The sequence below is a fragment of the Desulfonatronovibrio magnus genome (assembly GCF_000934755.1).
Lineage (GTDB): Bacteria > Desulfobacterota > Desulfovibrionia > Desulfovibrionales > Desulfonatronovibrionaceae > Desulfonatronovibrio > Desulfonatronovibrio magnus.
On the sequence record NZ_KN882186.1, the window covers coordinates 21,448 to 43,709 of the forward strand.

Annotated in this window: 18 protein-coding genes and 2 pseudogenes; 3 read left to right on the forward strand and 17 right to left on the reverse strand. The window is 45.6% G+C overall.

What is annotated here, in order from left to right:
* Positions 1–77 precede the first annotated feature (77 nt).
* The 7 genes and pseudogenes from LZ23_RS25210 to LZ23_RS20585 form a co-directional block, all read right to left on the reverse strand.
* A complete protein-coding gene (locus tag LZ23_RS25210) occupies positions 78–3,686 on the reverse strand; it encodes an REP-associated tyrosine transposase (RefSeq protein WP_052507579.1) in 3,609 nt (1,202 codons plus the stop codon).
* 37 nt (positions 3,687–3,723) lie between these two features.
* Positions 3,724–3,963 (reverse strand): hypothetical protein, encoded by a 240-nt coding sequence (locus LZ23_RS20555; protein WP_045217265.1) that lies wholly within the window; start codon positions 3,961–3,963, stop codon positions 3,724–3,726.
* Between the two features lie 616 nt (positions 3,964–4,579).
* The gene (locus LZ23_RS20570) at positions 4,580–8,344 is read right to left on the reverse strand and encodes a DUF6079 family protein (protein ID WP_045217268.1); all 3,765 of its coding nucleotides are present in this window, start codon (positions 8,342–8,344) and stop codon (positions 4,580–4,582) included.
* Positions 8,345–8,547: 203 nt separating this feature from the next.
* Positions 8,548–9,012 (reverse strand): BREX-3 system P-loop-containing protein BrxF, encoded by a 465-nt coding sequence (gene brxF, locus LZ23_RS20575; protein ID WP_045217270.1) that lies wholly within the window; start codon positions 9,010–9,012, stop codon positions 8,548–8,550.
* A gap of 27 nt (positions 9,013–9,039) precedes the next feature.
* Positions 9,040–9,396, reverse strand: a complete 357-nt coding sequence (locus tag LZ23_RS20580) for a YkvA family protein (RefSeq protein ID WP_045217272.1) — start codon at positions 9,394–9,396, stop codon at positions 9,040–9,042.
* Between the two features lie 608 nt (positions 9,397–10,004).
* A pseudogene (locus LZ23_RS23735) lies at positions 10,005–10,187 on the reverse strand (response regulator); the annotation flags it as partial.
* A 133-nt stretch (positions 10,188–10,320) separates the two neighbouring features.
* Entirely contained in the window at positions 10,321–10,635 is a 315-nt protein-coding gene (locus LZ23_RS20585) for a cytochrome c (protein WP_157493376.1), read from the reverse strand.
* 227 nt (positions 10,636–10,862) lie between these two features.
* Between LZ23_RS20585 and LZ23_RS20590 the strand changes: the two genes are divergently transcribed.
* Entirely contained in the window at positions 10,863–12,017 is a 1,155-nt protein-coding gene (locus tag LZ23_RS20590; RefSeq protein ID WP_045217275.1) for an ATP-binding protein, read from the forward strand.
* 132 nt (positions 12,018–12,149) lie between these two features.
* Here LZ23_RS20590 and LZ23_RS20595 read toward each other — a convergent pair whose 3' ends face one another.
* The 7 genes from LZ23_RS20595 to LZ23_RS20625 form a co-directional block, all read right to left on the reverse strand.
* Entirely contained in the window at positions 12,150–12,521 is a 372-nt protein-coding gene (locus tag LZ23_RS20595) for a response regulator transcription factor (RefSeq protein WP_052507580.1), read from the reverse strand.
* A 20-nt stretch (positions 12,522–12,541) separates the two neighbouring features.
* The gene (locus LZ23_RS20600) at positions 12,542–12,928 is read right to left on the reverse strand and encodes a NifB/NifX family molybdenum-iron cluster-binding protein (RefSeq protein WP_045217277.1); all 387 of its coding nucleotides are present in this window, start codon (positions 12,926–12,928) and stop codon (positions 12,542–12,544) included.
* A 304-nt stretch (positions 12,929–13,232) separates the two neighbouring features.
* Positions 13,233–14,099 carry an ATP-binding protein gene (locus LZ23_RS20605; protein ID WP_045217278.1) on the reverse strand — a complete coding sequence of 289 codons (867 nt, stop codon included), beginning with the start codon at positions 14,097–14,099 and terminating at the stop codon, positions 13,233–13,235.
* Positions 14,092–14,958: a nucleotide-binding protein gene (locus LZ23_RS20610; protein WP_045217280.1), complete on the reverse strand. Its 867-nt coding sequence runs from the start codon at positions 14,956–14,958 to the stop codon at positions 14,092–14,094. Before LZ23_RS20610 ends, LZ23_RS20605 begins: the two co-directional genes overlap by 8 nt.
* A gap of 33 nt (positions 14,959–14,991) precedes the next feature.
* On the reverse strand, positions 14,992–15,345 hold the full coding sequence (locus tag LZ23_RS20615) for a NifB/NifX family molybdenum-iron cluster-binding protein (RefSeq protein ID WP_045217281.1): 354 nt from the start codon (positions 15,343–15,345) through the stop codon (positions 14,992–14,994).
* 37 nt (positions 15,346–15,382) lie between these two features.
* On the reverse strand, positions 15,383–16,105 hold the full coding sequence (locus LZ23_RS24855) for a NifB/NifX family molybdenum-iron cluster-binding protein (protein WP_052507581.1): 723 nt from the start codon (positions 16,103–16,105) through the stop codon (positions 15,383–15,385).
* 203 nt (positions 16,106–16,308) lie between these two features.
* Positions 16,309–17,703: a sigma-54 interaction domain-containing protein gene (locus LZ23_RS20625; protein WP_045217283.1), complete on the reverse strand. Its 1,395-nt coding sequence runs from the start codon at positions 17,701–17,703 to the stop codon at positions 16,309–16,311.
* A gap of 824 nt (positions 17,704–18,527) precedes the next feature.
* Between LZ23_RS20625 and LZ23_RS20635 the strand changes: the two genes are divergently transcribed.
* Positions 18,528–18,800: an AbrB/MazE/SpoVT family DNA-binding domain-containing protein gene (locus tag LZ23_RS20635; protein WP_045217286.1), complete on the forward strand. Its 273-nt coding sequence runs from the start codon at positions 18,528–18,530 to the stop codon at positions 18,798–18,800.
* Positions 18,790–19,116, forward strand: coding sequence for a type II toxin-antitoxin system PemK/MazF family toxin (locus LZ23_RS20640; protein WP_045217288.1), 327 nt, complete (start codon positions 18,790–18,792; stop codon positions 19,114–19,116). Before LZ23_RS20635 ends, LZ23_RS20640 begins: the two co-directional genes overlap by 11 nt.
* A gap of 114 nt (positions 19,117–19,230) precedes the next feature.
* Here the strand turns inward: LZ23_RS20640 and LZ23_RS20645 are convergent, their stop codons facing one another.
* The 3 genes and pseudogenes from LZ23_RS20645 to LZ23_RS23745 all read right to left on the reverse strand — a co-directional run.
* Positions 19,231–20,862 carry a PAS domain-containing hybrid sensor histidine kinase/response regulator gene (locus LZ23_RS20645; RefSeq protein ID WP_052507583.1) on the reverse strand — a complete coding sequence of 544 codons (1,632 nt, stop codon included), beginning with the start codon at positions 20,860–20,862 and terminating at the stop codon, positions 19,231–19,233.
* A gap of 109 nt (positions 20,863–20,971) precedes the next feature.
* The gene (locus tag LZ23_RS20650) at positions 20,972–21,982 is read right to left on the reverse strand and encodes a response regulator transcription factor (protein WP_045217289.1); all 1,011 of its coding nucleotides are present in this window, start codon (positions 21,980–21,982) and stop codon (positions 20,972–20,974) included.
* A 109-nt stretch (positions 21,983–22,091) separates the two neighbouring features.
* A pseudogene (locus tag LZ23_RS23745) lies at positions 22,092–22,223 on the reverse strand (ATP-binding protein); the annotation flags it as partial.
* Positions 22,224–22,262: the final 39 nt, after the last annotated feature.

Consider the following 22,262-nt stretch of genomic DNA (forward strand, 5'->3'; position numbering starts at 1 on the left):
CCGAGTCCCCGAGTCCCCGAGTCCCCGCGTCACTCTTCATCCGAGTCTCCGAGTCTCCAAGTCCCCGAGTCCCCGCGTCACTCTCCCCCCCCGTCCCTCGTCACCGCCTGATCATACCACATGAGCAGTTTGGGATCTTCTTCAAGAATTTTATTGGGTATTTTTTCAGCAATGGTGATTATTGTTGAGTAGTCACGCTGTTGCCAGGCTTTTTTGAATCCCGCCCGGACTGCTTCCAGTCGGAAAACCTTGAGCTTCTTCTTAGCCTGCTTGTATTGCTCAAACTCTTTGAGCAGAACCTTGTCCCGCATCTTTTCCAGATCACCTGCCTTTCTTGGATCAGGCACATACCAGCGGTCTTTGGCCTTGGATTTCAAAACTGGATCATCCTTATCCATATTTCTAAGCTCAGGCCAGTTGGTTGAAAGATAGCTGTGAATCTGGCTGGGTACGGCTTCTTTGCCATCATAACAGAGAAAATTCTGATTAAGCAGTTCTCGCAGATCAAGTGGGGCTTCATTCTTTTTCCAGCCGCCAAGCTGCTTCATGAATTGGGGATTGATGTCAGAAAAGGTTTGAGGCTTTTTTCTTAATAGGTAGCGCAGCCACTGAATGGCAGAGTTTTCATCAAACACAGCCATATAGAGCTGTACTTCCTTACCTGACATCATTTTCTTGCGGTCATACTCATTGGTCTGTTCCGGCAAAAAGTACATGCCATCCCGTTCGCTGAAACGCTGGGCCAGACCTTCCTGAAATTCCTGGCTGGATATTGGTACTGGATAGCCTTTACGAACATAATAGGCCACCATCTGATCAAAAAGAATACGTGGATCTCGCTCAGGAATTACTTGAGGGACACCGGCCTGGTTTTTGGTTACAGGCAGGTATTTGAGATGAGTACGAACAAACTCCCACACCCCTTCTTCAGATTGGACTGATTGCAGGAAACGCTTTTCAAAACCGCCGTTGGGTTTGTAGGCTGAGATGACAAGGTCTTGTTTGACGGAGGTTGTATTTGTGACTGCATTAAAGCTTCCCTGCTTTTTATTTAGCGCAGAGACATTAGCAACGATAAATCCAGCCTCAGTAAGGGCTGTTTGGATGCTGTTCCAGACAGACGCTTTGGTGTTAGAAAACTCAACAGTCATCCACCTGCCAGGCTTTAATAGTCTGTACGCTTCAGAGAAGCATTTGGTCATAATATCCCTGTACTCAGCACCCCCTTTGCCTTGACTCTTGTTTTCGATTGCTTCCGGTTCAATATTAGTCTTGACTCCCAACCAAGACTCCCAAAGAAAGCTAAGCTCAGAATAATTAAGATTCGAACCAAAAGGGGGATCTATAAATATATAATCAAGGCACTCATCATCGGCATGAAAATTTGAGGATGAACTGATAGATAAAATAAAATCTTTCGTAAAATGACAATTAGCCTCAAATATCCTCCCAAGTCGGCTTTGCCCCCTTTTGTAAGATGAAGACGCACTCAATCCTCTAATCAATGACGGCACATAAAGAGTCCCTGTTAAAATGCCACCACCTTGACCTTTATAATTCGGTTTTTTAACGTTGTACCTGTACAGCTTACTTATCGTATTGATCATTGAAAAAGGCACAAGATAACGATAATCAAGACGCTTACATTTCTCTCGAAATGCCGAAAGCCATCCAAGACCTGATGCGCTATAAAAATGATGGGCATGTGTTATCCCTATCCTCAACGGCTCGCCAGTTTTATCACCTTCAGATATGGGATCAGTAGGATACCAATAGGGAATTTCACTGTTTTCAATTTTTTCAATCAATCCCAGGTCAAAAATATCCGGTTTCTTTTCATATCTTTTTCCCCTGGCTTGATAAGTGGAGCCTGCTTCCAGCAGGCTTTTTCCTGACTGGATGCTGCTGGCAGCAGAAATATTTGAAGATTTGTCAGAAAGCCTGCTGGAAGCAGGCTCCACTATAGAGGCAGGAATCAAGGAATAATTTATAAGTACAGGAACCTGTTTGGCATGTCTAATGGTTTGCTTTATAGCCTGATCATATTTGGACACCCAGGCTCGCTCCATTGTCCTCTTGGTGAGAGTCGCCTGACATTTACTACAGGGAAAAGAATCCCTGACCTTGCCAGCTTTCTTATCTACTGCAGCTTCCCAGAAGATCACTTCTTGTGAACACTCAGGACAAATAAAGACATCAGACCAGACCGTGTAGTTTATCTTTCCAAGTGGAGCCGGCTTCCAGCCGGCTTTATTAAGACTTCCAGCTACATAACTGTAAGGATATCCATCTCCAGAAACAATTCCAGCTCTATAAGGATTCAAGTAAATATAAGTAAGGATAGCGCTCAATTCATCTGCATCCCTGACTATTCGATCATAATATTCTGTCTGCCAAACTTTAGAACCTGGTGATTCATCAAGTTTATTGATTTCATTTGCAGAATAACTTTTAATACTGTGAATAATTTCTTCTAATTTCCAGCATTCACCTTCATCATTCTTAGGTAAAGGTTTGGCAAGTAGATGAACATGGTCGGGCATTACTACTGCAGAAAAAATTCTCCAACGTTGTTTATCCCAGTACAGTAAGGAATCAAGGAGCTTTTGACGAGCAGCTTTTGACAGCTTACGATTATTGTGTGTTCTGAATGTAATAAAATAAGTTGCCTGTTTGACCTCTATATGCGGTAAGTTGTCTTTGCGGTAAGATGCATCAGTTACTTCAAATGGATTACAGCCTTGGAATTCCAAAGCCTGTAAAAGCCTGCTGGAAGCAGGCTCCACGTGAAGAGTCTCATACATCCACCCACACTCTTCCTCTACTTCCTTTAATATCCTTTTGGCCTCTTTTTCAAAGGCTTTGACATCAACAGGTGTATTGTAATTGTAGGCAATAAAAGTAGCAGCTGGGGACAGATCATTAAGCACAGCTTTTCTGGCTCCAAGTTTTGAGAAAGGGTTCAAAACCTTTTTGCCGGTTTCATCTGTTTCTTCCTGCAAAATGGTTCCATCTTTTTCCACCCGGTAACCAAGAGACATGACTGTATCCCGATCACCACACATCTGGGCGGCCACACCCGTCATTCCCGTACCACAGAACCCGTCAAACACGATATCTCCAGGTTCTGTATAGTGCAGGATATAGCGCATGATGGCTTTGTGTGGAACCTTGGTGTGATAAGAATGGGCATTATAGATGGGGTCATTTTTACCTTCGCTGACATCGGCTGCAAAAGGCTCACGGTGGTATGGTGGGTCCAGGGTCTCTGGTCCAGGGTCTAAGGTCGAGTCACCCCCACCCCCGGAACCTTGAACTTCAGACTCTTGACTTTGGACTTTAGACTTTGGACCTTGGACCTTGGACTTCAGTCTCTTCTTCTCCTCTTCCCACTCAGCAATAAAATCAGCAATCCAAGGATTGGGGCAGGCAGTGTAATACGGAGGGTCAGACAGGGCCAGGATATCTTCATCCTCTCCTATGGGAAAGCCTTCAATTTTTCTGAACTCCGGATCTTTTAGCTTTTCCCGCAACAGTTTAGTGAAATATTTCCTGCGCTCATCATCACTTTCAAAGGTAATGCCCAGGCAGGTAACTGGTTTTGGTTCTTCCTTTTCCTCAGGCTCAACACCCCATTCAAGTTTCTTCTCAACATAAGTTCTGCCTGATTTTTTTGCCTGCTTCACCTGTAATCCTCCAGAGTGTTTATTTTTCAAGCCAGTTTTAGAAACGCAGGGGACCCTTTATTTCCTTGATAATATCCTGAGCCGGACGCGCGTCCTGCCAGCTGCCGAAACTATCCCAGAATTCCTGGCAATCTTCATCTTTTTGCTCATCAAGCTGAAGCACTTCCTTCTTTAAAAAGTGAATCATTTTAATAACTTTTATTATTTCAGATTCAGGGAGATTTTTTATCTCCTGAAGCACGAGTTTTTCATATTCGCTTCTTTGGGTTATCTGCATAACTTCCTTCTAAGTAACTGGAATAGTTTTGCTAATAAAATCAGATATTTACAGTTTTCACATTTTGACGATTTTTGCTTTGATTGATGCACATTTGCCAGCAAAATTCCGTCAAAGATGGGAACTTTGCACCTGGCACAGCTTCCTGCCCGGAGGCTTACAGCCCGGAGGGGGACTGTCCCTCGCTGTGTAAATTTTTCCATTGAAGCAAATTTCTTCCAGGAATCAATGGAGCATCAATCTTTTTTATAGTACCTCGCGTGGACTGTCCCAGTTTCCAAATATGGGACAGCTCTTCAAGGTGGAGGCGGCTTCCAGCCGCCTGGAATTTAATAGCCTGCAGGATGCAGGCTCCACTTTAAAGACAGTTACTCGCAGGTTCGGTCCTGGTTCGCCCAGGTGAGGAGCTTACAAGTAATTTCAAAAAAACTGGACCCCGGATCAGGTCCGGGGTGACGGTTAAAGCAGGCTGTTACTCTTTTCCTTCATTCCGGCAAAAGCCGGAATCCATGGCAGTTACTTATCGGTTTGGTCCCGGGCGCGCCCGGGTGGGACGCTCCTAAAAAAGTCTAAGGTCCAAAGTCTATAGTTTAAAAACGGTTGCTGGTGCATCTCATCATTCCAAAACAATCCTAACCTTGGCCTGATCCTTTCCTCTGGACAGGCTGTCCACATATTCGCTTATGGCCCGCTTGAATTCATCCGGAGTGGATGGGCCAAGCTTTGCTGCAAGGTCAATCAAGTCAGATTTTTTAACAGGCACTTTCTGAAGCCCGGCAAGCACTGTCTTGATTATCTGCACAAAATTACTGTCTAAGGGCTCAGGCAGTGTGCCTGACTCAACAAAAGACTCTATAACCTTTCTTTCCTCATCATGGAGAAGTTCAGTCATGTTGGCCCTGGTAATTGGGTCTTCAAGGTTATTCAGTATTGTCCTGGTCCAGCTTTCCACAATCTGGTCCAGCTCATCATCCATGCGGTCAAGAATATCAGGATCAGCAATACCTGTGCTTTGTCCGGAATGAACAGCTTCAGAAGCAGGCTTGAAACTGCAGTGCGGACATACAGGGTAAGATACAAGTTCGCTTTCAGTCAAAGCAAAACAGGATTTCAAAGAAGCCAGACGATTCTGGAAATCAACAAGCTGCTGAGTGGGCATAAGGTCTATGGCAGCGAGTTTCTGGAGAACCTTCAGGCGCGGATCAACAGATAAAGCGCTTTTTTGTTTGTCCTGTCTGCTTCCGAGCCTGGCCCTGGTGTGCAAAGACATATATTTTGTCAGATAATCTTTTTTCAGACTATGAAGTCTTTGTCCAATGGTGGGCAGTGCGTTTTGTTGTCCATTAAGGAAAGATTGTATTTCTTCAATTAAATCCTTTTTAAACCTATGCATTTCTCCAATCCATGGATCATCTGCCTGTAAAACTGCTTCTGCAGTGGAGAACCAGGCAGCTTCCTGACCGTGATCTTTGACAAAATCACTGACTCTTTGCAGTTGATCCAGTGACTTGAGAGCAGATGCCTGGGCTTTGACCTCATCAGAGGAATAACGGAAATTTTTCAGCCTGCCCGGGGTGGAGTAAGGCTGGAGTGACTCGAAAAATTCCTTGGATTTTGTCAGCTCATCCGCCTGACTGGAAAGATGGGTATCCGCCAGCAGATCCACGCCCCAGAAATTAAGACCCTGCCTGAGCATCTGCTGCATAAGCACGATTCTTTTAACTATCTTGTCAACTTCCTGCTGCATGGTGCGGACCGGTTCATCCTGGCCCTGAATGGCCAGTTGGGCCAGGCCGGGGCTCAGTCCCAACAACTCAAACAGAGTCTTTATTGCCGGAAGGTTTGGTTCCTTAGGTTTGTTTATATGTCTGAACTTTGCCAGCTCATCCATATCCAGGGCAGCCATCTGACCAAGACCTGTAGCATCGAATTTTCTGCCCTGGATGGATATTTCAATATTGCCTGAATAAACCAGTGCCGCCAGAATGACCATTACCAGTTCCGGTTCAAGTCTCATATTTCCCGGATTCATATATTCCAGGCCATAAACATCGGAGATTAACTCCCCCCGGTTAACCACCTGTCCCTGTCCTTTGGCATCCAGTATCTCCTGAATAAACCGGGCATATCTTGATTCAGAAGGATCAATCCTGCTGTCTTTCAGAAGCTCTAAGGCATCCAGAACAGCTGTTGCCTGTTTGGTCATAGTTTGGCCGCCAATGGCTCTAAGGGCTTCTCTGGCTGCCTGGGGCAGATTTTCCCGGGTAATGATTATCTGAAAAAAAGGATACTCAGGGGCCTGGTTCTCAAAATTCGGGGCCAGGCAAATAGCAGATACTGTATTGACCAGGTCACGCAGGTTAATGGTTTCAGAAGGGGCTATGCCGGATAAATCCCGAATGGATTTGCCTTTGGCCCACTCGGTCATGGATTTTGACCGTCCCTGATAAGTAACCTCAAAGGCTTTGGTCATGTTTTTCTGCAGCCATTGGACCAGGGCCTTAAGATAAGTTCCTGCTTTGGATTCATATGTTGACTTGGCCTGCCCGGATGATACGAGACTCAGATCAACAGCTGCCGCGTAGTATCTCAAGGCTGTCTGGAATTCATCATCTATACCTTTAAGCCTGAAGAAAACCTCATCGCTGTGTTTCTCATCCTTAAATCTGGGGGGATCAAAAGGCTGGATAAAATATATATAATAATCTCTCTGAGGGACTGCTGTAGAACGCTCATTGGGAGCTCCAAAAAAGAGATATCCGGACCTGCCGACATTTCGTTCCAGCCAGACCAGCTCATGCTGCCATATCTGGTAGCCGGTAACATAGGTTTTATCCTGGCATTCCATGACCCTTTTCAGAGCTTCATAATAAAACCTGTCTAACTGGGAATCGTCAAAAGTTTCAGCCTTGGTTCTTATTTTTTCATCATAATCAATATCCTTGCTGATATCGAGGTAAAACTGACCGCTCAGTTTGCCCTTTGCATTGATTTCCGTGGCTGAAATAAACTGGCCGCTCACAGCCTGGCTGATAAGGCGGATAGCGGTTTCTATTTCACCTCGCAGATCTTCAGATGGATCATCCCCGCCAAGTTCTGCAATCAATGGATCAAACAGGCACAAGGAATCCCGCAGTGCCTCAGCAGTTAAGCCATTGGGAGATGACAGGCTGCCCACTGTAAGCCGGTGAACACTAAGGGCCTGGACAATTCGCAGCGCAAAATCCTTGTTTTTGGCTCTTGAATAATTTGAATTCACCAGATCCTGTAACGTGGCGCTGCAGTCAATGACTTTCTTGACCTCAGGCAGCATCTTAAAGGCCGGATTTGTAGAAAGAACTTTCCAGTAACTGTCAAAGGCCAGAAGCCCAGGTCTGTCTTTGGGCACATCCTGATCCATGATATCTTTCATGGCCGATGAAAGAGTCCTTAAGGCCTCTCGCTTTTCAACAACTGTAATTCTTTCAAAGGTATCAATATATTCAGGGTGGACTGGAAAAAGACGGACAAAGTCATCCATTCTCTCGTTCATGCTCCCGTAGAACCTGGCAAAAGCGGTCAGGTATTCCCTGATTCTGGTTTTCTGTTCGGCAGTTTTCCTGAGCAGACGCTCGGCAACAACAAACTTGACGTCACTGCGGGCTATGTGAATTTCCACAAAACGGTCTTTGACCCGGCGAATGCTCTCAGCCACAAAAGCAAACCTGGGGCTGTCAAAAATAGCTTCCTGGATGCCCGCCATAAACCTGAAGCGAAGATCTCTGCATACCTCGCCCACCTCCCGGAGAAAATTAAGATCCCTGATCAGCTCAAGTTCGTTGCGGCCTCTCAAATAATCCAGGAGCTCGTCAACAACCAAAAGCAAACCCTGGTCAGGATAAGCCTGTCCGAATTTATCCATTAGATCTTCAAATACTTTCTTGTGGCCGGTGATCGTGGATGGGTCCGGAAATACAAACTCCACGCCGAACTTTTCCAGGTTCTCCTCAAGTACTGAAACCAGGATATCACGCAAAGACATGGTGCTTGCTCCGATTTCAGCACGGATGACTTTAAACTTCCCGGCAATTTTAGATGCTTCTTCCCGGACCTGGGAGTGATTCAAACTGTCTACTACAGAAGCATCTTCGGCAATGCCTGAAATGACTGACATGAGATGAGATTTACCGGTTCCATAATTGCCCACCACCAGCAGACCTTTGTTATCTGCAGGGATCTCAAACTGCAGGTGTTGTATGGCAACTTTGACTAAGCGCTCTGCCATTTCATCCGAAATGACAAATGTGTTCACCAGACGTCTGGCTTCATCTGACCGGTCGGCGTGGCGAAGCTGGACCACGGTTTCAATGGGATCAAACTGAATAAGATCTGAGTACTTCATAATTGTTTCTGCCTGTGTAAATCAGTAGAGAGCATTTCGAGTTGCTGAAAACTGAAAACATAAGGTGTTTGTCATAGCGTTTTTTGGGTTAAAAGCGTTTATTATGCTGGCACGGCTTCCTGCCCGGAGGCTTACAGCCCGGAGGGGGACTGTCCCCAATGGGCTTTTCTGAGACACGCAATGCTCCCAATCAGTGTTATGGTCTACTCCATGCTTACCCAGACCAGGCCTTCAAGACTGTAATTCTGGTATTCAGGGTGGCCAGGTTGGGCATAGACCAGTTTATCCCCGGAAGCATGTCCATTCCAGGCGGTAAGGATTGTCTTGTTTCTGGACATGCCCTGGAGCAGGCGAAGAGGGTTTTGTTTCAAGGTTTTATCAAAAAGAATTTCAATATTATCCATTATTACAGGCGAATTTTCTCTTAAAATAATCTGATCAAGAGTTTCAGATAACTTTATAGCTCTTTGCCTTTGAGTCAGCTCAAGCAGCTTTGAGGAAACTTCAAGATTGATGTTTATAACTTTGGTGTCAAGGGTTTTGGCCAGTTCCTGAAGCACCCTGGTTTTACCTGAACCGCTTGGACCTGCAAGAACTATTAATCTGAAGTACAGGCTACTTGCAGCCTCAATGGAGCTGATCAATTTGTCATAAAGAGATTTAGACATAAAATCCTTGGCGAGTCAGCCGAGCTGTTACACGTCTTGCTGGTTCTGGATCTTGAATCTGCTGATCTCACCGGATAATTTTGCGATGGTGGCCGCCAGAACAGCAGCATCATCCAGCCATCCCACCACAGGTATAAAATCGGGAATAATGTCTATGGGCATAATCACATAGGCCAAAGCACCAGCAATAAGCGCCCAGGTTGCCGGGCTCATCTTGAAATTTGGATCAGTGATCATGGCATACAAAAGCTTAAAGTCATTATACCATGATTTGTCTGTATGCTTCTGACTGAATTCCTGAGCTCTCCCAGCATCAAAGTCATCAGCCATTTTCTCTGCCATATTCAGGGCTTTTTCCTTTTCATCACGTGTAAGTCTGGTCATAACGGTCTCCTCTTTGAAAATGTTAAAAAGCACATTATCAGACCAGTGCGAACACGTGTGTTCGTTTTATTTTTATATTTTTTTTCAAAAAAATATTTTTGTATTTCATTTTCACATTTTGCTCTTTTTATAAAGGCTCCACCCGGACATCATGGGATCCAGCCTGTGCGGAACTGCTATAATAATTAGATCCTGGATCCTGCAGTCATTTCAAAAGAGACGGTTGAAATCTGGAAACAAGCAGCAGTTATTCCGTGATATTCAGTGTGTTCCGTGGGCAATCTCTTTGAATCCTGCAAGGGCTGTCTATCAGTGCGTGATCATCTGGAAAGGCACAGTAATTTGCTAATGATTTAAGCCAAAAAATGGCGAAAGTCATTTAACTTTTAAACACTGGGGTCTGTGTTCTGGGTTGCAAATATGGTTAGCCATAAAATGTTGATGAAATGTATGTTTCTCATTTTATGTTTAAAGTAATCATTCTTACCCAAACAATAATGACGGTCAACAATTTTTGATGTTATAATTGTCGTTGAACACTTCACTCTATTGATACGGCGGGGAGTATTAAGCGTTTATGGAAAGTCAATTGGGAACAATCCCGAAGCTTAGAGGAGGCCGACTGTCAGGACAATTATGGGGATATCCTTTTTGATCCCCGGATCAGAAGATGAGCGGATGATTCTTGCAGCCTCGACTCCGTCCATGACCGGCATGCGGATATCCATCAGGATTACATCATAATCTTGGGTTTTGAGCTGATCAAGGACCTGCCGGCCGTTAGGGCATTTCCTTACATGTTGCTGGTCTCAGAGGCCTTGGCTACCTTAGCGCGCCGGGCCAACGCGAATGAATGTCAGTTATGAAGACGACGGGCGGAGGGTGAGCATGCCGCCCTCCGTGTGCTGCCAAAGCAATACCAACCTATCCGCACTTTTCAGGTGTCGGAGAGTCTATGGCCCCGTTGTACAGGTACTGATAGATATCCAGGCGATCATGTTCCAAAAGCTTCTCACCCCAGTGTTCGACGCAAGGCATGATTTGCCAGGCGTCGAAAACCGCTGTCCAGTTGGCCTGGGTCTTGGAGTCCGGCCCAAGGCAGTGCGCAGGCACGTCCCCCACCGGGTTTTCCATGTGACAGGGCCGACATTCCTGGCGGAACAGGAAGCGTCCTTTGCGGGCGTTGCCAGCTTCATCCATGGCCACGGCAATGCCAATGCCAATGTAGGATAAGATCATCACGACCACGGCAATGCCCAAGAGTGTTTGCTGTCTCATACCCGTCTCCTTTCTTTCGTGGTTATATGAACTTGGGTACGTTTAAAGTCAGTTGTTACGCTTCAGAACGCACAATGTATGCCAATCTGGTATATGTTGCTACAAGCTTTTAAATGATTATATTATACGTCAGGACAACTTATCACAAATGAATTGACTTGAGCTCCAAATTATCATAGCTGTTCTGCATGCCACAACATAATTTTATTCCCCGGATTTTGAGCATTGATCTGCCGGAAAACAGGTCCGCCTTTCTCTGGGGACCTCGCAAGACCGGAAAGACCACGCTGCTCAGACAACAGTTTTCTGAAGCGTACTGGATTGATCTCCTTGACTATGAACTGTTCATGCTGCTGAGCAGGGAGCCGTTCAGACTGCGCCGGATCCTGGAAGCCCAGTCGTCCATGACCGTGGTCATCGATGAAGTCCAAAAAATCCCTCATTTGATGGACGAAATTCACTGGCTCATGGAGAATCGCTTTTACCGCTTTCTTTTGTCCGGTTCCAGCGCCAGAAAACTTAAACGCGGCAACGTCAACCTGCTCGGTGGACGGGCCTGGCGTTTCGAACTTTACCCTCTGGTCTCACGTGAGCTTGGGGACTTTGATCTGGAAAAAGCTCTTGTCTCGGGATTTTTGCCTTCTCACTACCTTTCCCCGGATTATCGCATGGATCTTCAGGCATATGTTCACGATTACCTTAAGGAAGAAATTCAGGCTGAAGCATTGACCCGCAACCTCCCTGCATTCTCCAGGTTCCTGCAGTCGGCTGCGGCAACCAGCGGCATGCTGCTGAACTATTCCAACGCTGCCAGAGACTCGGGCGTATCTGTGAAGACCATCCGTGAATACTATCAAATCCTTGAAGACACTTTGATCGGCAGAATTTTGCCGCCTTGGAAAAAAAGCTCAAGGCGACGGCTCATAGAAACTGCCAAGTTTTATTTTTTTGATGTTGGTCTGGTCTCTGCGCTGCTGAACCGGTATTCTCTCAGTCCCAAGACCAGGGAGTTCGGCAGGGCCTTTGAACAGTTCATCCTTCAGGAATGCTGGGCTTACAGGCACTATAGCCGCAAGGACTTTCCCGTTTCATACTGGAGGACAGCCAGCGGATCTGAGGTGGATATCATCCTGGGAGACGCGGATGTGGCCATTGAGGTCAAGGCTGGAGAGCACGCTGCATCGAAATTGCCTAAAGGGCTGCACCTGTTTGGGGAGGAGTGCAGGCCAGGGAAAAGTATCATTGTTTCGCGAGACAGGTATCCTGAAAAAATCAACAGCCGGATCACGATTTTGCCTTGGGAGCAGTTCTGCGCAAAGCTCTGGAACGGAGATATCATATAGGCAGCTTTCATCGTTTTTGGCCCCAAAAAAAGTATCCTAAGATAATTTTTTAGCCCTGTAGAGACAATTTACTCAATCAGTTCAATAACCTGGTCAGGTCCGACCCCATAAGTCACCCCAAAACATTCTAATTTATGAGTAGCTATGCAAAGCCTGATTGAGCCTGGACATTAACTCCCGGCCTTCCTGCATCCCCGGTTTTAGAGGCAAAGACATAAGAATTCCCAGACCTTCCCCTTTCTGGTGAAACTCATCCTGATCCATACCTGTAATCACCGCAGTATTGACCATAGCATCCAGCTTCAGAATATGGCGAATCAGCCCAAAGATATCTGTTTGAGCAAGGCTCTCATCCACTATTACCAATTCTGGCTTATACTCTTGAACAAAATCCAGAACCTCTTGAGCGCTTCCCGCTAATATGGGCTCATGCCTTTCCAGGTCAAGACCAGCCACAAATCCTTCAAATTCGCGCGGTCTGCTGGTTGCCAGTACAATTTTCATATTGACTTTCTCCTGTTTGTTCAATGCTGTCCCTGTCCGCCTCCGCAGGTGTATTCTGCAGTGAACTTTACCAGAGTCCCGCTCATAAAGGCATTAACTGCATCTTCCACTTTCCTGGAGTCTCCACCAAAAAATACATCTATTCCCACTTGATTAAAACCCATCAAGGGACGCATGCCCATCCCCCCGGCAATGAGGATCTCTACACCATTGCCAGCCAGATGATTTACAGGAGCCATACAACCACCCTGAACATGCGGCACATTGGGCAGAGTTTCCACAGAAGATATCCGGCCGTTTACCACATCAATTATGGTGTAAAGGTCACAATGGCCAAAGTGCTGGCCAAGTTCTGAATTCAGTCCTCCTGGATTGGTTGAAGGTACTGCTATTCTTTTCTTTTCCATAAACTTTTTCTCCTTTCAGATGTTAATTAGTTTCCATCCGGAAAGTCTTTCTTTCCGGATGTTGAAGCTATTGGTTTTCTTTCCGGAAACGAGGAGTTTTTTCTTTTAGCAAGGAAATCAAGCAATTATGAGGAGGCGTATCTTAGTACGTTGACGAATAATTGTGCAGATTGACGCCGCTAAAAGGAAAAAGAACCGTTTCCGGATGAAAACTAATTATCATGGTTAAGGCATATTTACTTGCAGGATCCACTTATGAAGTACGGTTACTTATCGGCTTAAACATACCCCCAGGATGGAGTTCTTACAGCAACTTTAAAATCTGATCCCAGATCCTGCTGACCTTACCTGCAATATGGCTTGTATTGACCTCGGTAACAACTTTTTTATCTACCATGGCCGTTGTAAACTGCGGATCATAAGGAATATTCCCAACCAGGCTGAAGCCCTTTTCCCTGCAGTATCCTTCAATCTCTCTGCTCTGTTCGCTGTTCAAGTCAAACTTGTTGATGATCACTGCAACCCTGATTTTAAAATGAGAGCAAAGCTGGGCAACACGCTGTAAATCATGCAGACCTGACAGGGTCGGCTCTGTAACAATTACCGCCAGATTAGTCCCGGACAGGGAGCTTATGACTGGACAGCCTATGCCGGGAGCACCGTCACAAAGAATCAGGTCATGGCCTTCCTGCCTGGCCTTTTCCCTGGCCTGATTACGCAAAAGAGTAACCAGGCGGCCTGAATTTTCAGCTCCTGGAAAAAGCCTGGCGTGGACCATAGTTCCAAATCTGGTGGAACTGACAAACCATTGCCCGCAATATCTTTCCGGAAAATCAATGGCTTCTTCAGGGCAAAAACTGACGCAAACCTTGCACCCTTCACAGCGTAGGTTTTCAATAAAATACCTTGCTCCATCAAACTGCACTGCTCCGAACTGACACATGTCAAGGCAGGTTCCACACATCTGGCATCTGGAATTATCAATTACTGCCTCATGTCCAGAATAAAAATCTTCAGTACGGGCCATGTCCGGAGACAGAAGGATATGCAAATCCGGTGCATCCACGTCCAGATCACAAATGATCTTATTCTCAGCAAGATGGGCAAATGCCCCGGTCAGAGAAGTTTTTCCTGTTCCACCTTTTCCGCTTATGACAACTATCTCACGCATCTCTGCCTCCAGCTCCCATCTCTTTAATGGACCGGGCAAGCTGCACAAACACAGACCTGAGTTCCGGACTCAGTTCAGCAATGACCTTACCTCTGGAATATGCTCCTGCTATATCTCTATCAAAAGGAATATGAGCCAGAACCGGGATGCCCTGTTCACTGCAGAACCTTTCAACACCTGCATCGCCCAGACCTGAACGGTTAATCACTGCTGCCACTGGTTTATTAAACGGGACAAAGGCTTCTAATGCCAGCTTAAAATCGTGTAATCCAAAAGGAGTAGGTTCTGTAACCAGGAGAATAAAGTCGGTGTCCATTACTGCACATACTGCCGGGCAGCTGACCCCTGGAGGTGCGTCAATTATTGCATCCCCTCCCCTGTGATCCAGATTTTTCACAAGTCTCTCTTTAACTGCCCGCATCAGGGGAGGACTCATGGCCTCACCCACACGCAGTCTTCCCATGAGAAAGTCATTGAATCCTGATTTTCCAGTGCTTAAAGTGCCAAGCTCCCGTCTTCCCCAGGAAATGGCCTTTTCCGGACAGATTGCCATGCACCCGCCACAGCCATGACACATTTCTGGAAATGTAAGGATGGCTGAGCCCATGACATTTATGGCTTTAAACTGACACAGACTGGAGCACTCACGGCAGAGCGTACACAAGGATTCATCAACTTCCGGGACATTGAGATAGACCTTGTCTTCTGAAGCTATCCAGGGGTTGAGAAACAAGTGAAGATTCGGCTCCTCCACATCCAGGTCAACCGCTGTAACCGGGCCATCCCAGACTGTGGTCAGGGACGCTGATACAGTAGTCTTTCCTGTTCCACCCTTACCGCTGGCAATAGATATCAACACTTTTTCACCTGCACTTTGTAATTGCACCGACTTTTATTTATTTGGCTGTTGTGCATACTGAACATCACCGCTTTTGTATCTTTGGACAGCCTGTTCAACACTCATATTGTCCAGATTCTGAATTACCTTGATCCCGACAGCCTTGAGGGCCTCAAAAGCCTTTGGCCCCACAAAGCCGGTCAGCAGCACTTTTGCCCCGGAATCAGCAATTGTCTGGGCAGCCTGGATTCCAGCGCCGTGTGCCATGGCCTGAGACTGTCCATTATCAACATATTCATGCTCCATGGTTTCGGGATCAACCACTACAAACCCTCCGGCACGCCCAAATCTTGGATCGACCATATCCTGCATGTTTGGGCCTTCACTGGTAACTGCAACTTTTGTCATTATCATCTCCTGACTTTCTGCATTGTAATAAGATGCGCTATACTCTTCCCCGCATTACCTCGCCGCACTCAGGACACTTCATGTTCATGCATGGATTGCCTCTTTCATGTGGAGCCTGATGACCGCATTTGGGGCAGGTGCAGACACCGGCAGAACCACCCGCTCTGGACTTTCCCATACCTGAACTTCCAGGTGATGCGCTGCTGCCGGACTGTTCACGACCCAGTCCCTGGCCACTGCCCTGCCCCTTGCCTCCTCCCTGGCCGATTCCCTGAGCGCGACCTTGGCCGCCTCTCTGGCCCTTGCCTCCTCCCTGGCCCTGGGCCATGCATTGTCCTTTTCTCTGCCTTTGTGTATTGGGACAATCGTTTCTCTGATTTCTAACTCTCATGGTTACCTCCATATTTTTCCCGCCTGAACTGTTCATCCTAAAACAACAGCCGGGCATATTAAAGCTTTCAAGTCTTAAATCCTTTTCCAGCCAGGTATCTATCACCTCTGATATGTCTCCAGCCACAAAAGGAATAATCCTTACATTTTTCCATTCCAGCCTGAGCTGAAGGTGGCTGGATATTGCACCGCAAACCAGAAAATTTGCTCCCTGTTCAACTATCCACAAACACCTGTCCATGCCATCAGGCAAAATCCTATGTTCTTTAATTGTTTCCTGTCCTGGACCTGCATGGACAAGAAAAATTTCTTTCGAAACATCAAACACAGGAGAAATTCTGTTTTTCCATGTAGAAAAAGCAACTTTCATTAAACACCCGTACTCCGGCAGGGTTGCAGACTTATTGTTTGAATGAATTGTTCAGTACAAAGCAATACCCGGGCCACAATTATCATTGAAGCCTAAATCAAGACAAACGCCTGGTATTAAAGGGATATTTTTAAGAAGCAGGAATATGAGGAAGGGGATAAGGTCTCATAAAAGAGACTGCATGCCGATGCATGGTCTCACAATCAAGACTGTTGTCTGGAGCGACCATCCTGTTCAGGAAGCGTAATATTTAATTCTTTGATCTTTCTGAACAGTGTGCTTTTATGGATGCCAAGCTCTCTGGCAGCTGCCTGGCGATTAAAGTTATTTCTTTCAATGGCGTCATAAATTGCCCTGGCTTCAATATTTTGCCTGGCCATTTTTATATCCGTCCCGACTGATAAACGGTCCATACCGATAATTTCCGGTGGCAGATGCTTGATGGTGATTTCACTGTCAGCACAAAGAATAAACGCCCTTTCAACTGCGTTCTCAAGCTCCCTGATATTCCCAGGCCAGTCATGTGCCATGAGCAGGGATAACGCCTGGACATCCATTCCAGGGACCTTTCTGTTCTGAATTCTGTTGAATTTTTGGATGAAGTTATCCACAAGCAGAGCTATATCTTCCTTACGCTTTCGCAGAGGTGGAATTTCCACCCTGACCACATTTATTCTATAATATAAATCCTGTCGAAAAACCTTATCCTCAACAAGCTTTTCCATGTCCCTGTTGGTTGCAGCAATTATCCTGGCCTCAAGCCTTTCAGGTTTGACAGACCCAAGAGGTTCAAAGGTCTTTTCCTGCAGAACCCTGAGCAGCCGGACCTGCATGGCCGGACTGATTTCACCCATTTCATCTAAAAAAATAGTGCCCTTTCCAACCAGAGAAAAACGCCCGGGCTTGTCCTTGACAGCACCCGTAAAAGCACCGCTCTTGTATCCAAAAAGCTCCGACTCTAACAAAGTATCAGGAAGAGCACCACAGTTCACAGCCACAAAAGGCTCATCTGCTCTGGGACTCAGGGAATGAATAGTCCTGGCTAAAAGCTCCTTGCCTGTTCCGGTTTCTCCAAGAATAAGCACTGTACTTGGGCTTTCCGCCACTGCGGGCATAATCTCAAAGATGGCCTCCATGAGCGGACTTCGGCTTACAAGATCACCCATTCTGAATTTGCCTTCCAGCTCCTTTCTGAGGCCTTCCACCTCACTTAAGTCACGAAAGGTCTCAGCCCCGCCAATAATTTTTCCATTTTCATCACGGAGCACAGCAGTAGAAACACTTATGGGGATACGGCTGCCCTGGGCATTGATAATAAATCCGGAACGGTTGATTATTGGCCTGCCGGTTCCCATTGTTTTTTCCAGAGCACACCCTGTCTCGCACATGCTGGACCGAAACACTTCGCAGCATTGCCTGCCCAGGGCCTCTTTTCTAAGTATTCCGGTTATTTCTTCTGCAGCCCTGTTGAATGAAGTAATCTTCCATGACCTGTCCACAGTGAATACGCCATCCGAAATACTCTCCAGGATTGCCTGAGTTCCACTTTGCAAGCCATGAGCAATGTCTGGCTCTGAGTAATAGTTTTTATCTTTCATATGAAAAGTTATGGTAACAGTTCACCATGATGAAGGGATTGTTGATCTTAAATGGAGAAGACATCATTTGTCATTGTTGCCCCCTCCGGATTGACACTGTTCGGGAGTGGCTAAATCGTTTCCTTTATTCTACCGTCCTTTAAAGTGCTTCCTCCAGTTCTTTCATATCAACCTGCTTGGCGATGTAGTCATTCATGCCAGCTCCCGGATTTTTTTGAGGTGGGTCAAATGAATCGGCAGGGTCAAGACTACGTGCATTTCACTTACAGAAGTCCAAAACTACCTGAATTGTCAAGCTTTCTTTTGTCGTCTTCACGATTATCATAAGCTAAAAATTATGATTATTACTCTGACCCAAATACTTTTTCAATATGATTGGGTAATCAAGACTCTGCAACTATTGAATCATTTTGTCCACAGTAACTCCAGTTCTTTTCCACATCTTTTGTGATTTCCATTGTTTTCTGGTCCATCCCAGAATCGCCCAAGGCTTCTCTTGTTGAATTTTTTCCTTAAGAGTCATAAGCGATTATTTTGGCTTATAGGTAGTATACCTGCCCCGGAGCATGAACACCTGGATCATCAGATCCGGGAGACAGGTAGTCTTCAAAATTCAGGGCCAAGGACTATCCCATAAATTAGCCGGAGGCTATACAATCAGATCAGTACTCTCCACGATCAATGGACGACAATTGGAGATCGTCTTCAAACATGACCTCCTCATTAACGAACCTGCCTTGCCTTCGTGTGTGTTCATGCTTGACATGGCTGTTAAATGTAATTACGGTATACACAAATAGATATAGCTTTAAGGAGCAGGACCCATGAAAAATCAAATACGAACAAGAGATGTTAAATTGGTTCCCATTGGAAATTCCAAGGGAATTCGTATACCCAAGGCTCTTATTCAGAAATATGGTCTGGCAAATTCTCTTTTACTAGAAGAAACAGAGAGTGGGCTACTTCTTCGTAAGAAAGAAGAAAAGAAGCTTTCCTGGGAAGATACCTACAAAAGCATTGCTGCTGAAAATGAAAACTGGGACGATTTTAATGTAGCCCTTCTTGATGGCCTGGAGGATGAGGACTTTGAATATTAAAAGATACGACATATTTGTTGCTGATCTTAACCCCACTTTGGGAAGCGAAATTAAAAAAGTGCGCCCCGTCGTCATAGTAAGTCAAGATGAAATGAACAAATATTTAGATACTGTTGTTGTCTGCCCATTAACTTCTAAGCTGCATCCTTTATGGAGAACCCGGATACAGACAAAATGTGCAAACAGAAATGCTGAAATTGCTGTTGACCAAATCCGTACCATTAGCAAGCAAAGGTTGAGAAAAAAAATTGATAATTTATCAGAAGGCAAAGCAGCCCAATTACGGAAACTTATCACTGATATGTACGGCGAATAGCCATTATTTAAAAAAAGCCTATGAACATATTCTGTGAGAAGATTCTTTTGCCAGTCTTGCAAATAATTGAACTGGACTATGCCATGTCCCATAGCCGTTATATTGTGAGTTGGGTTATGTTGCAAGCCTTGAAAACGCTTTCTCCATATCCTTCATTTCAACCGGCTTGGCCAGGTAGTCATTCATGCCGGCTTTTAGATATTTTTCTCTATCACCCTGCATTGCATAGGCAGTCAGGGCAATTATAGGAATGTCTTTTTTTGTTCCCAGGTCAGTTGACGAACGGATGTTTCTTGTAGCCTCAACTCCATCCATGACCGGCATGCGGATATCCATCAGGATGACATCGAAATCCTGGGCTTTGAGCAGATCAATGACCTGCCGGCCATTTTCAGCAAGGAAAACAGTGTGCCCCATCATCTCCAGGATCTTCTGAGCGGGATACTGGTTTGTCGGATCATCTTCAGCCAGTAGAATGCGCAGACTTTTCTCAGACTGAAGTAAAGGTTTTGTCTGATGATGCTTGGGAGCTGACTTTCCCTCTGGCAGCTTGAATGGTAAAACAACATAAATGCTGGTTCCTTCCCCTACCTGACTGGTAATATTGATGGTTCCGCCCATGAGGTCCACAAGTCTTTTGACAATGGCCAGGCCAAGGCCTGCACCCTCATATTTCCGGGTATAAGAATCCTCCACCTGGACAAAGGGCTTGAGAAGGTTTTCAATCTTGTCTTCAGGAATGCCAATGCCGCTATCGGATATTGTAAACATTATCCGAATATCACAATGTTTACCTGGGGCAACGGACATTATGTCCATGCTCACAGTCCCATGCTCAGAAAATTTAATGGCGTTGCCCACAAGGTTGAAAAGAACCTGCTGCACCCTTGTGTCGTCTCCGATGAGCGTTTCTGGGAGCGAAGAATCAACAAAAAAATCCAAAGAGAGCTCTTTCTCACTGGCTGGAATTACAAAGAGATCATTCAAAGAGTCACAAATACTTTTAAGATTGATTTCATTTTCCCGGATTATCATTTTCCCTGCATCAATACTGGAAAGATCAAGGATATCGGATAAAAGTTGAGTCAGCCTCCTGGCTGAAATATTCCCCAAATTGACCAGCTCCTCCTGATCCTGCTTAAGGCCTGTTGATGATAACAACTGCATCATGCCCATTATTCCGTTCAAAGGTGTGCGAATCTCATGGCTCATATTGGCCAGAAATTCAGACTTGGCCAGATTGGCTGCTTCAGCCTGCACCTTGGCATGAAAAAGGGTTTCTTCAGCCTGTTTACGGTCAGTTACATCCCAGACCGTAGATACCATGAGGTTGCTTTCTGGAAGAGGGATGTTCTGAGCAGTAATATAAAATGGCTCCTGACCAGGGCGAAATACCGGTATATCTTTCCAGTACATCCTGGCAGGGTTGCCGCTGGCGCAATCATCAAGAACCATGGCTTTTATTTTTTCCCTGAATTCAGGCTCCTGATAAACGGCTTCCCAGAAATCGTTAGGGGCAGCCAACGCTTCGCGGGTGGTCCGGTAGAATTTGGCAAAGTTGTCATTCATATAGGTAAACTCCACTTTCGGATCGACCGAATTCACGGCAACCCCAACTGGAAGATTGTCTAAGGTCGCCTGGATAAAAGCTTCCCGCTTTCGCAGCACCTCTTCAGACTTTTTTATGTCGGTTATGTCCCTTACCCACTCCAGAAAGAACTCAACATTATTAGCTTGATCCAACAAAGGTATTACCCGCACATCAACCCACGTGCCGTCAGGCAGTTCACTCTCTGCACCAAAGGGCTCTTTGGTCTTAAGAACTGAAACAGCTTTGCAGTCAGGACATATATCATCATAGCCCCTGTATGTGCGGTAACACTTGGTGTTCAGGACCCTTTTTTCCGGAGGAACTGCTGCAAACCCCCTGCCAGTTGCTGTAGATAATGTTCATGTCCGGATCATGTATGGAAATCATATCCGGAACCATGGACAACATTTTTTGAAAGCGTTCTTCGTTTTGCTTCAGTGTCTCCTCAAGCTGCCTGTATTCTGTTATATCCTGGACTGTAGCAAAAACCAGGGGAGCTTTACTCTGTCTGTAGTGTATAATGCCAGTGGTCCTTACGGATAAAACCTTTCCGTCCTTGCGGATAATCCTGAATACTTCAGGTCTTAGCTCTTTGCTTCCGGATGTGATACATTCATTAAACCAGTGAGTTATTGATTCCATATCTTCCGGGTGAAAAATTTTTATATGAGAAGCCGGATCGCTGATTTGAGACTTTTCGTATTGCAAAATATCACACATTGTATCTGACCAGCTCACTTCTCTAACTTCCATATCCCAGATAAAATCTCCTGTTTTTGCCATTCTCTGTGCCGCAACAAGTCTTTGCTCACTTTGCCTCAACTTTTCCTCAGTCTGGACAGTTCGCATAACAGCTTCTATCCGGGCAAGTAACAGTTCTTTATGGACCGGTTTTGTTAAATATCCGTCAGCACCGGCTCGCAGACCTTGGGCCTGATCTTCAGGACTGGTCTTTATCCCGGATAAAAAAAGGATATGAGTATTGGCAATATCCGGATCAGCCTTGATCTGCATACAAATATCAAAGCCGCTGGCATCCGGAAGATTGACATCCAGCAATATTAGGTCAGGTCTATGTCGAGGAATCAGCTCTAAACATTCAGAGCCCGTTCCTGCCTTAAAAATCCGGTAGCCCGCTGAAGTCAGGATCTTTTCAATGATCAATAAATATTCAGGGTCATCATCTACTATAAGGATGGAACGGAAGGCATGCCTGTCCGTAAAAGGAGCTTCACATATGTATTTATTAACAATCGTTTTGTCGGTGCTTGTCATTAATATCTCCCTGAGTATAAAGCTGGTCAAGCAAACCTATGGCAAAGCAGAAATATATTGGATAGCTTTCAAGGTCATGCATAATTTGATTCTATAGTGATTATCTATGTCATTTTTGACATGAGCTCGGCAAAGTAAAAAACACCTTTGTCCCCTTGCCCGGCTCACTTTCCACCCGAATTCTGCCGCCATGCTTTTCTACAAACTCTTTACACAGGACAAGCCCAAGGCCGGTTCCTTTTTCTCCTTCTGTTCCATACTGTCTTTTGCATTTGTTTCA

Coding starts and splice junctions, on each gene's coding strand:
- LZ23_RS20605 (WP_045217278.1), bottom strand. CDS start 14,099: ATGCGTGAGATAGTTGTCATAAGCGGAAAAGGTGGAACAGGAAAAACT.
- LZ23_RS20595 (WP_052507580.1), bottom strand. CDS start 12,521: ATGAAAATTGTACTGGCAACCAGCAGACCGCGCGAATTTGAAGGATTT.
- LZ23_RS20590 (WP_045217275.1), top strand. CDS start 10,863: ATGCCACAACATAATTTTATTCCCCGGATTTTGAGCATTGATCTGCCG.
- LZ23_RS20635 (WP_045217286.1), top strand. CDS start 18,528: ATGAAAAATCAAATACGAACAAGAGATGTTAAATTGGTTCCCATTGGA.
- LZ23_RS20580 (WP_045217272.1), bottom strand. CDS start 9,396: ATGACCAGACTTACACGTGATGAAAAGGAAAAAGCCCTGAATATGGCA.
- LZ23_RS20625 (WP_045217283.1), bottom strand. CDS start 17,703: ATGAAAGATAAAAACTATTACTCAGAGCCAGACATTGCTCATGGCTTG.
- LZ23_RS20650 (WP_045217289.1), bottom strand. CDS start 21,982: ATGACAAGCACCGACAAAACGATTGTTAATAAATACATATGTGAAGCT.
- LZ23_RS24855 (WP_052507581.1), bottom strand. CDS start 16,105: ATGAAAGTTGCTTTTTCTACATGGAAAAACAGAATTTCTCCTGTGTTT.
- LZ23_RS20555 (WP_045217265.1), bottom strand. CDS start 3,963: ATGCAGATAACCCAAAGAAGCGAATATGAAAAACTCGTGCTTCAGGAG.
- LZ23_RS20585 (WP_157493376.1), bottom strand. CDS start 10,635: ATGATCTTATCCTACATTGGCATTGGCATTGCCGTGGCCATGGATGAA.
- LZ23_RS20615 (WP_045217281.1), bottom strand. CDS start 15,345: ATGACAAAAGTTGCAGTTACCAGTGAAGGCCCAAACATGCAGGATATG.
- LZ23_RS20570 (WP_045217268.1), bottom strand. CDS start 8,344: ATGAAGTACTCAGATCTTATTCAGTTTGATCCCATTGAAACCGTGGTC.
- brxF (WP_045217270.1), bottom strand. CDS start 9,012: ATGTCTAAATCTCTTTATGACAAATTGATCAGCTCCATTGAGGCTGCA.
- LZ23_RS20600 (WP_045217277.1), bottom strand. CDS start 12,928: ATGGAAAAGAAAAGAATAGCAGTACCTTCAACCAATCCAGGAGGACTG.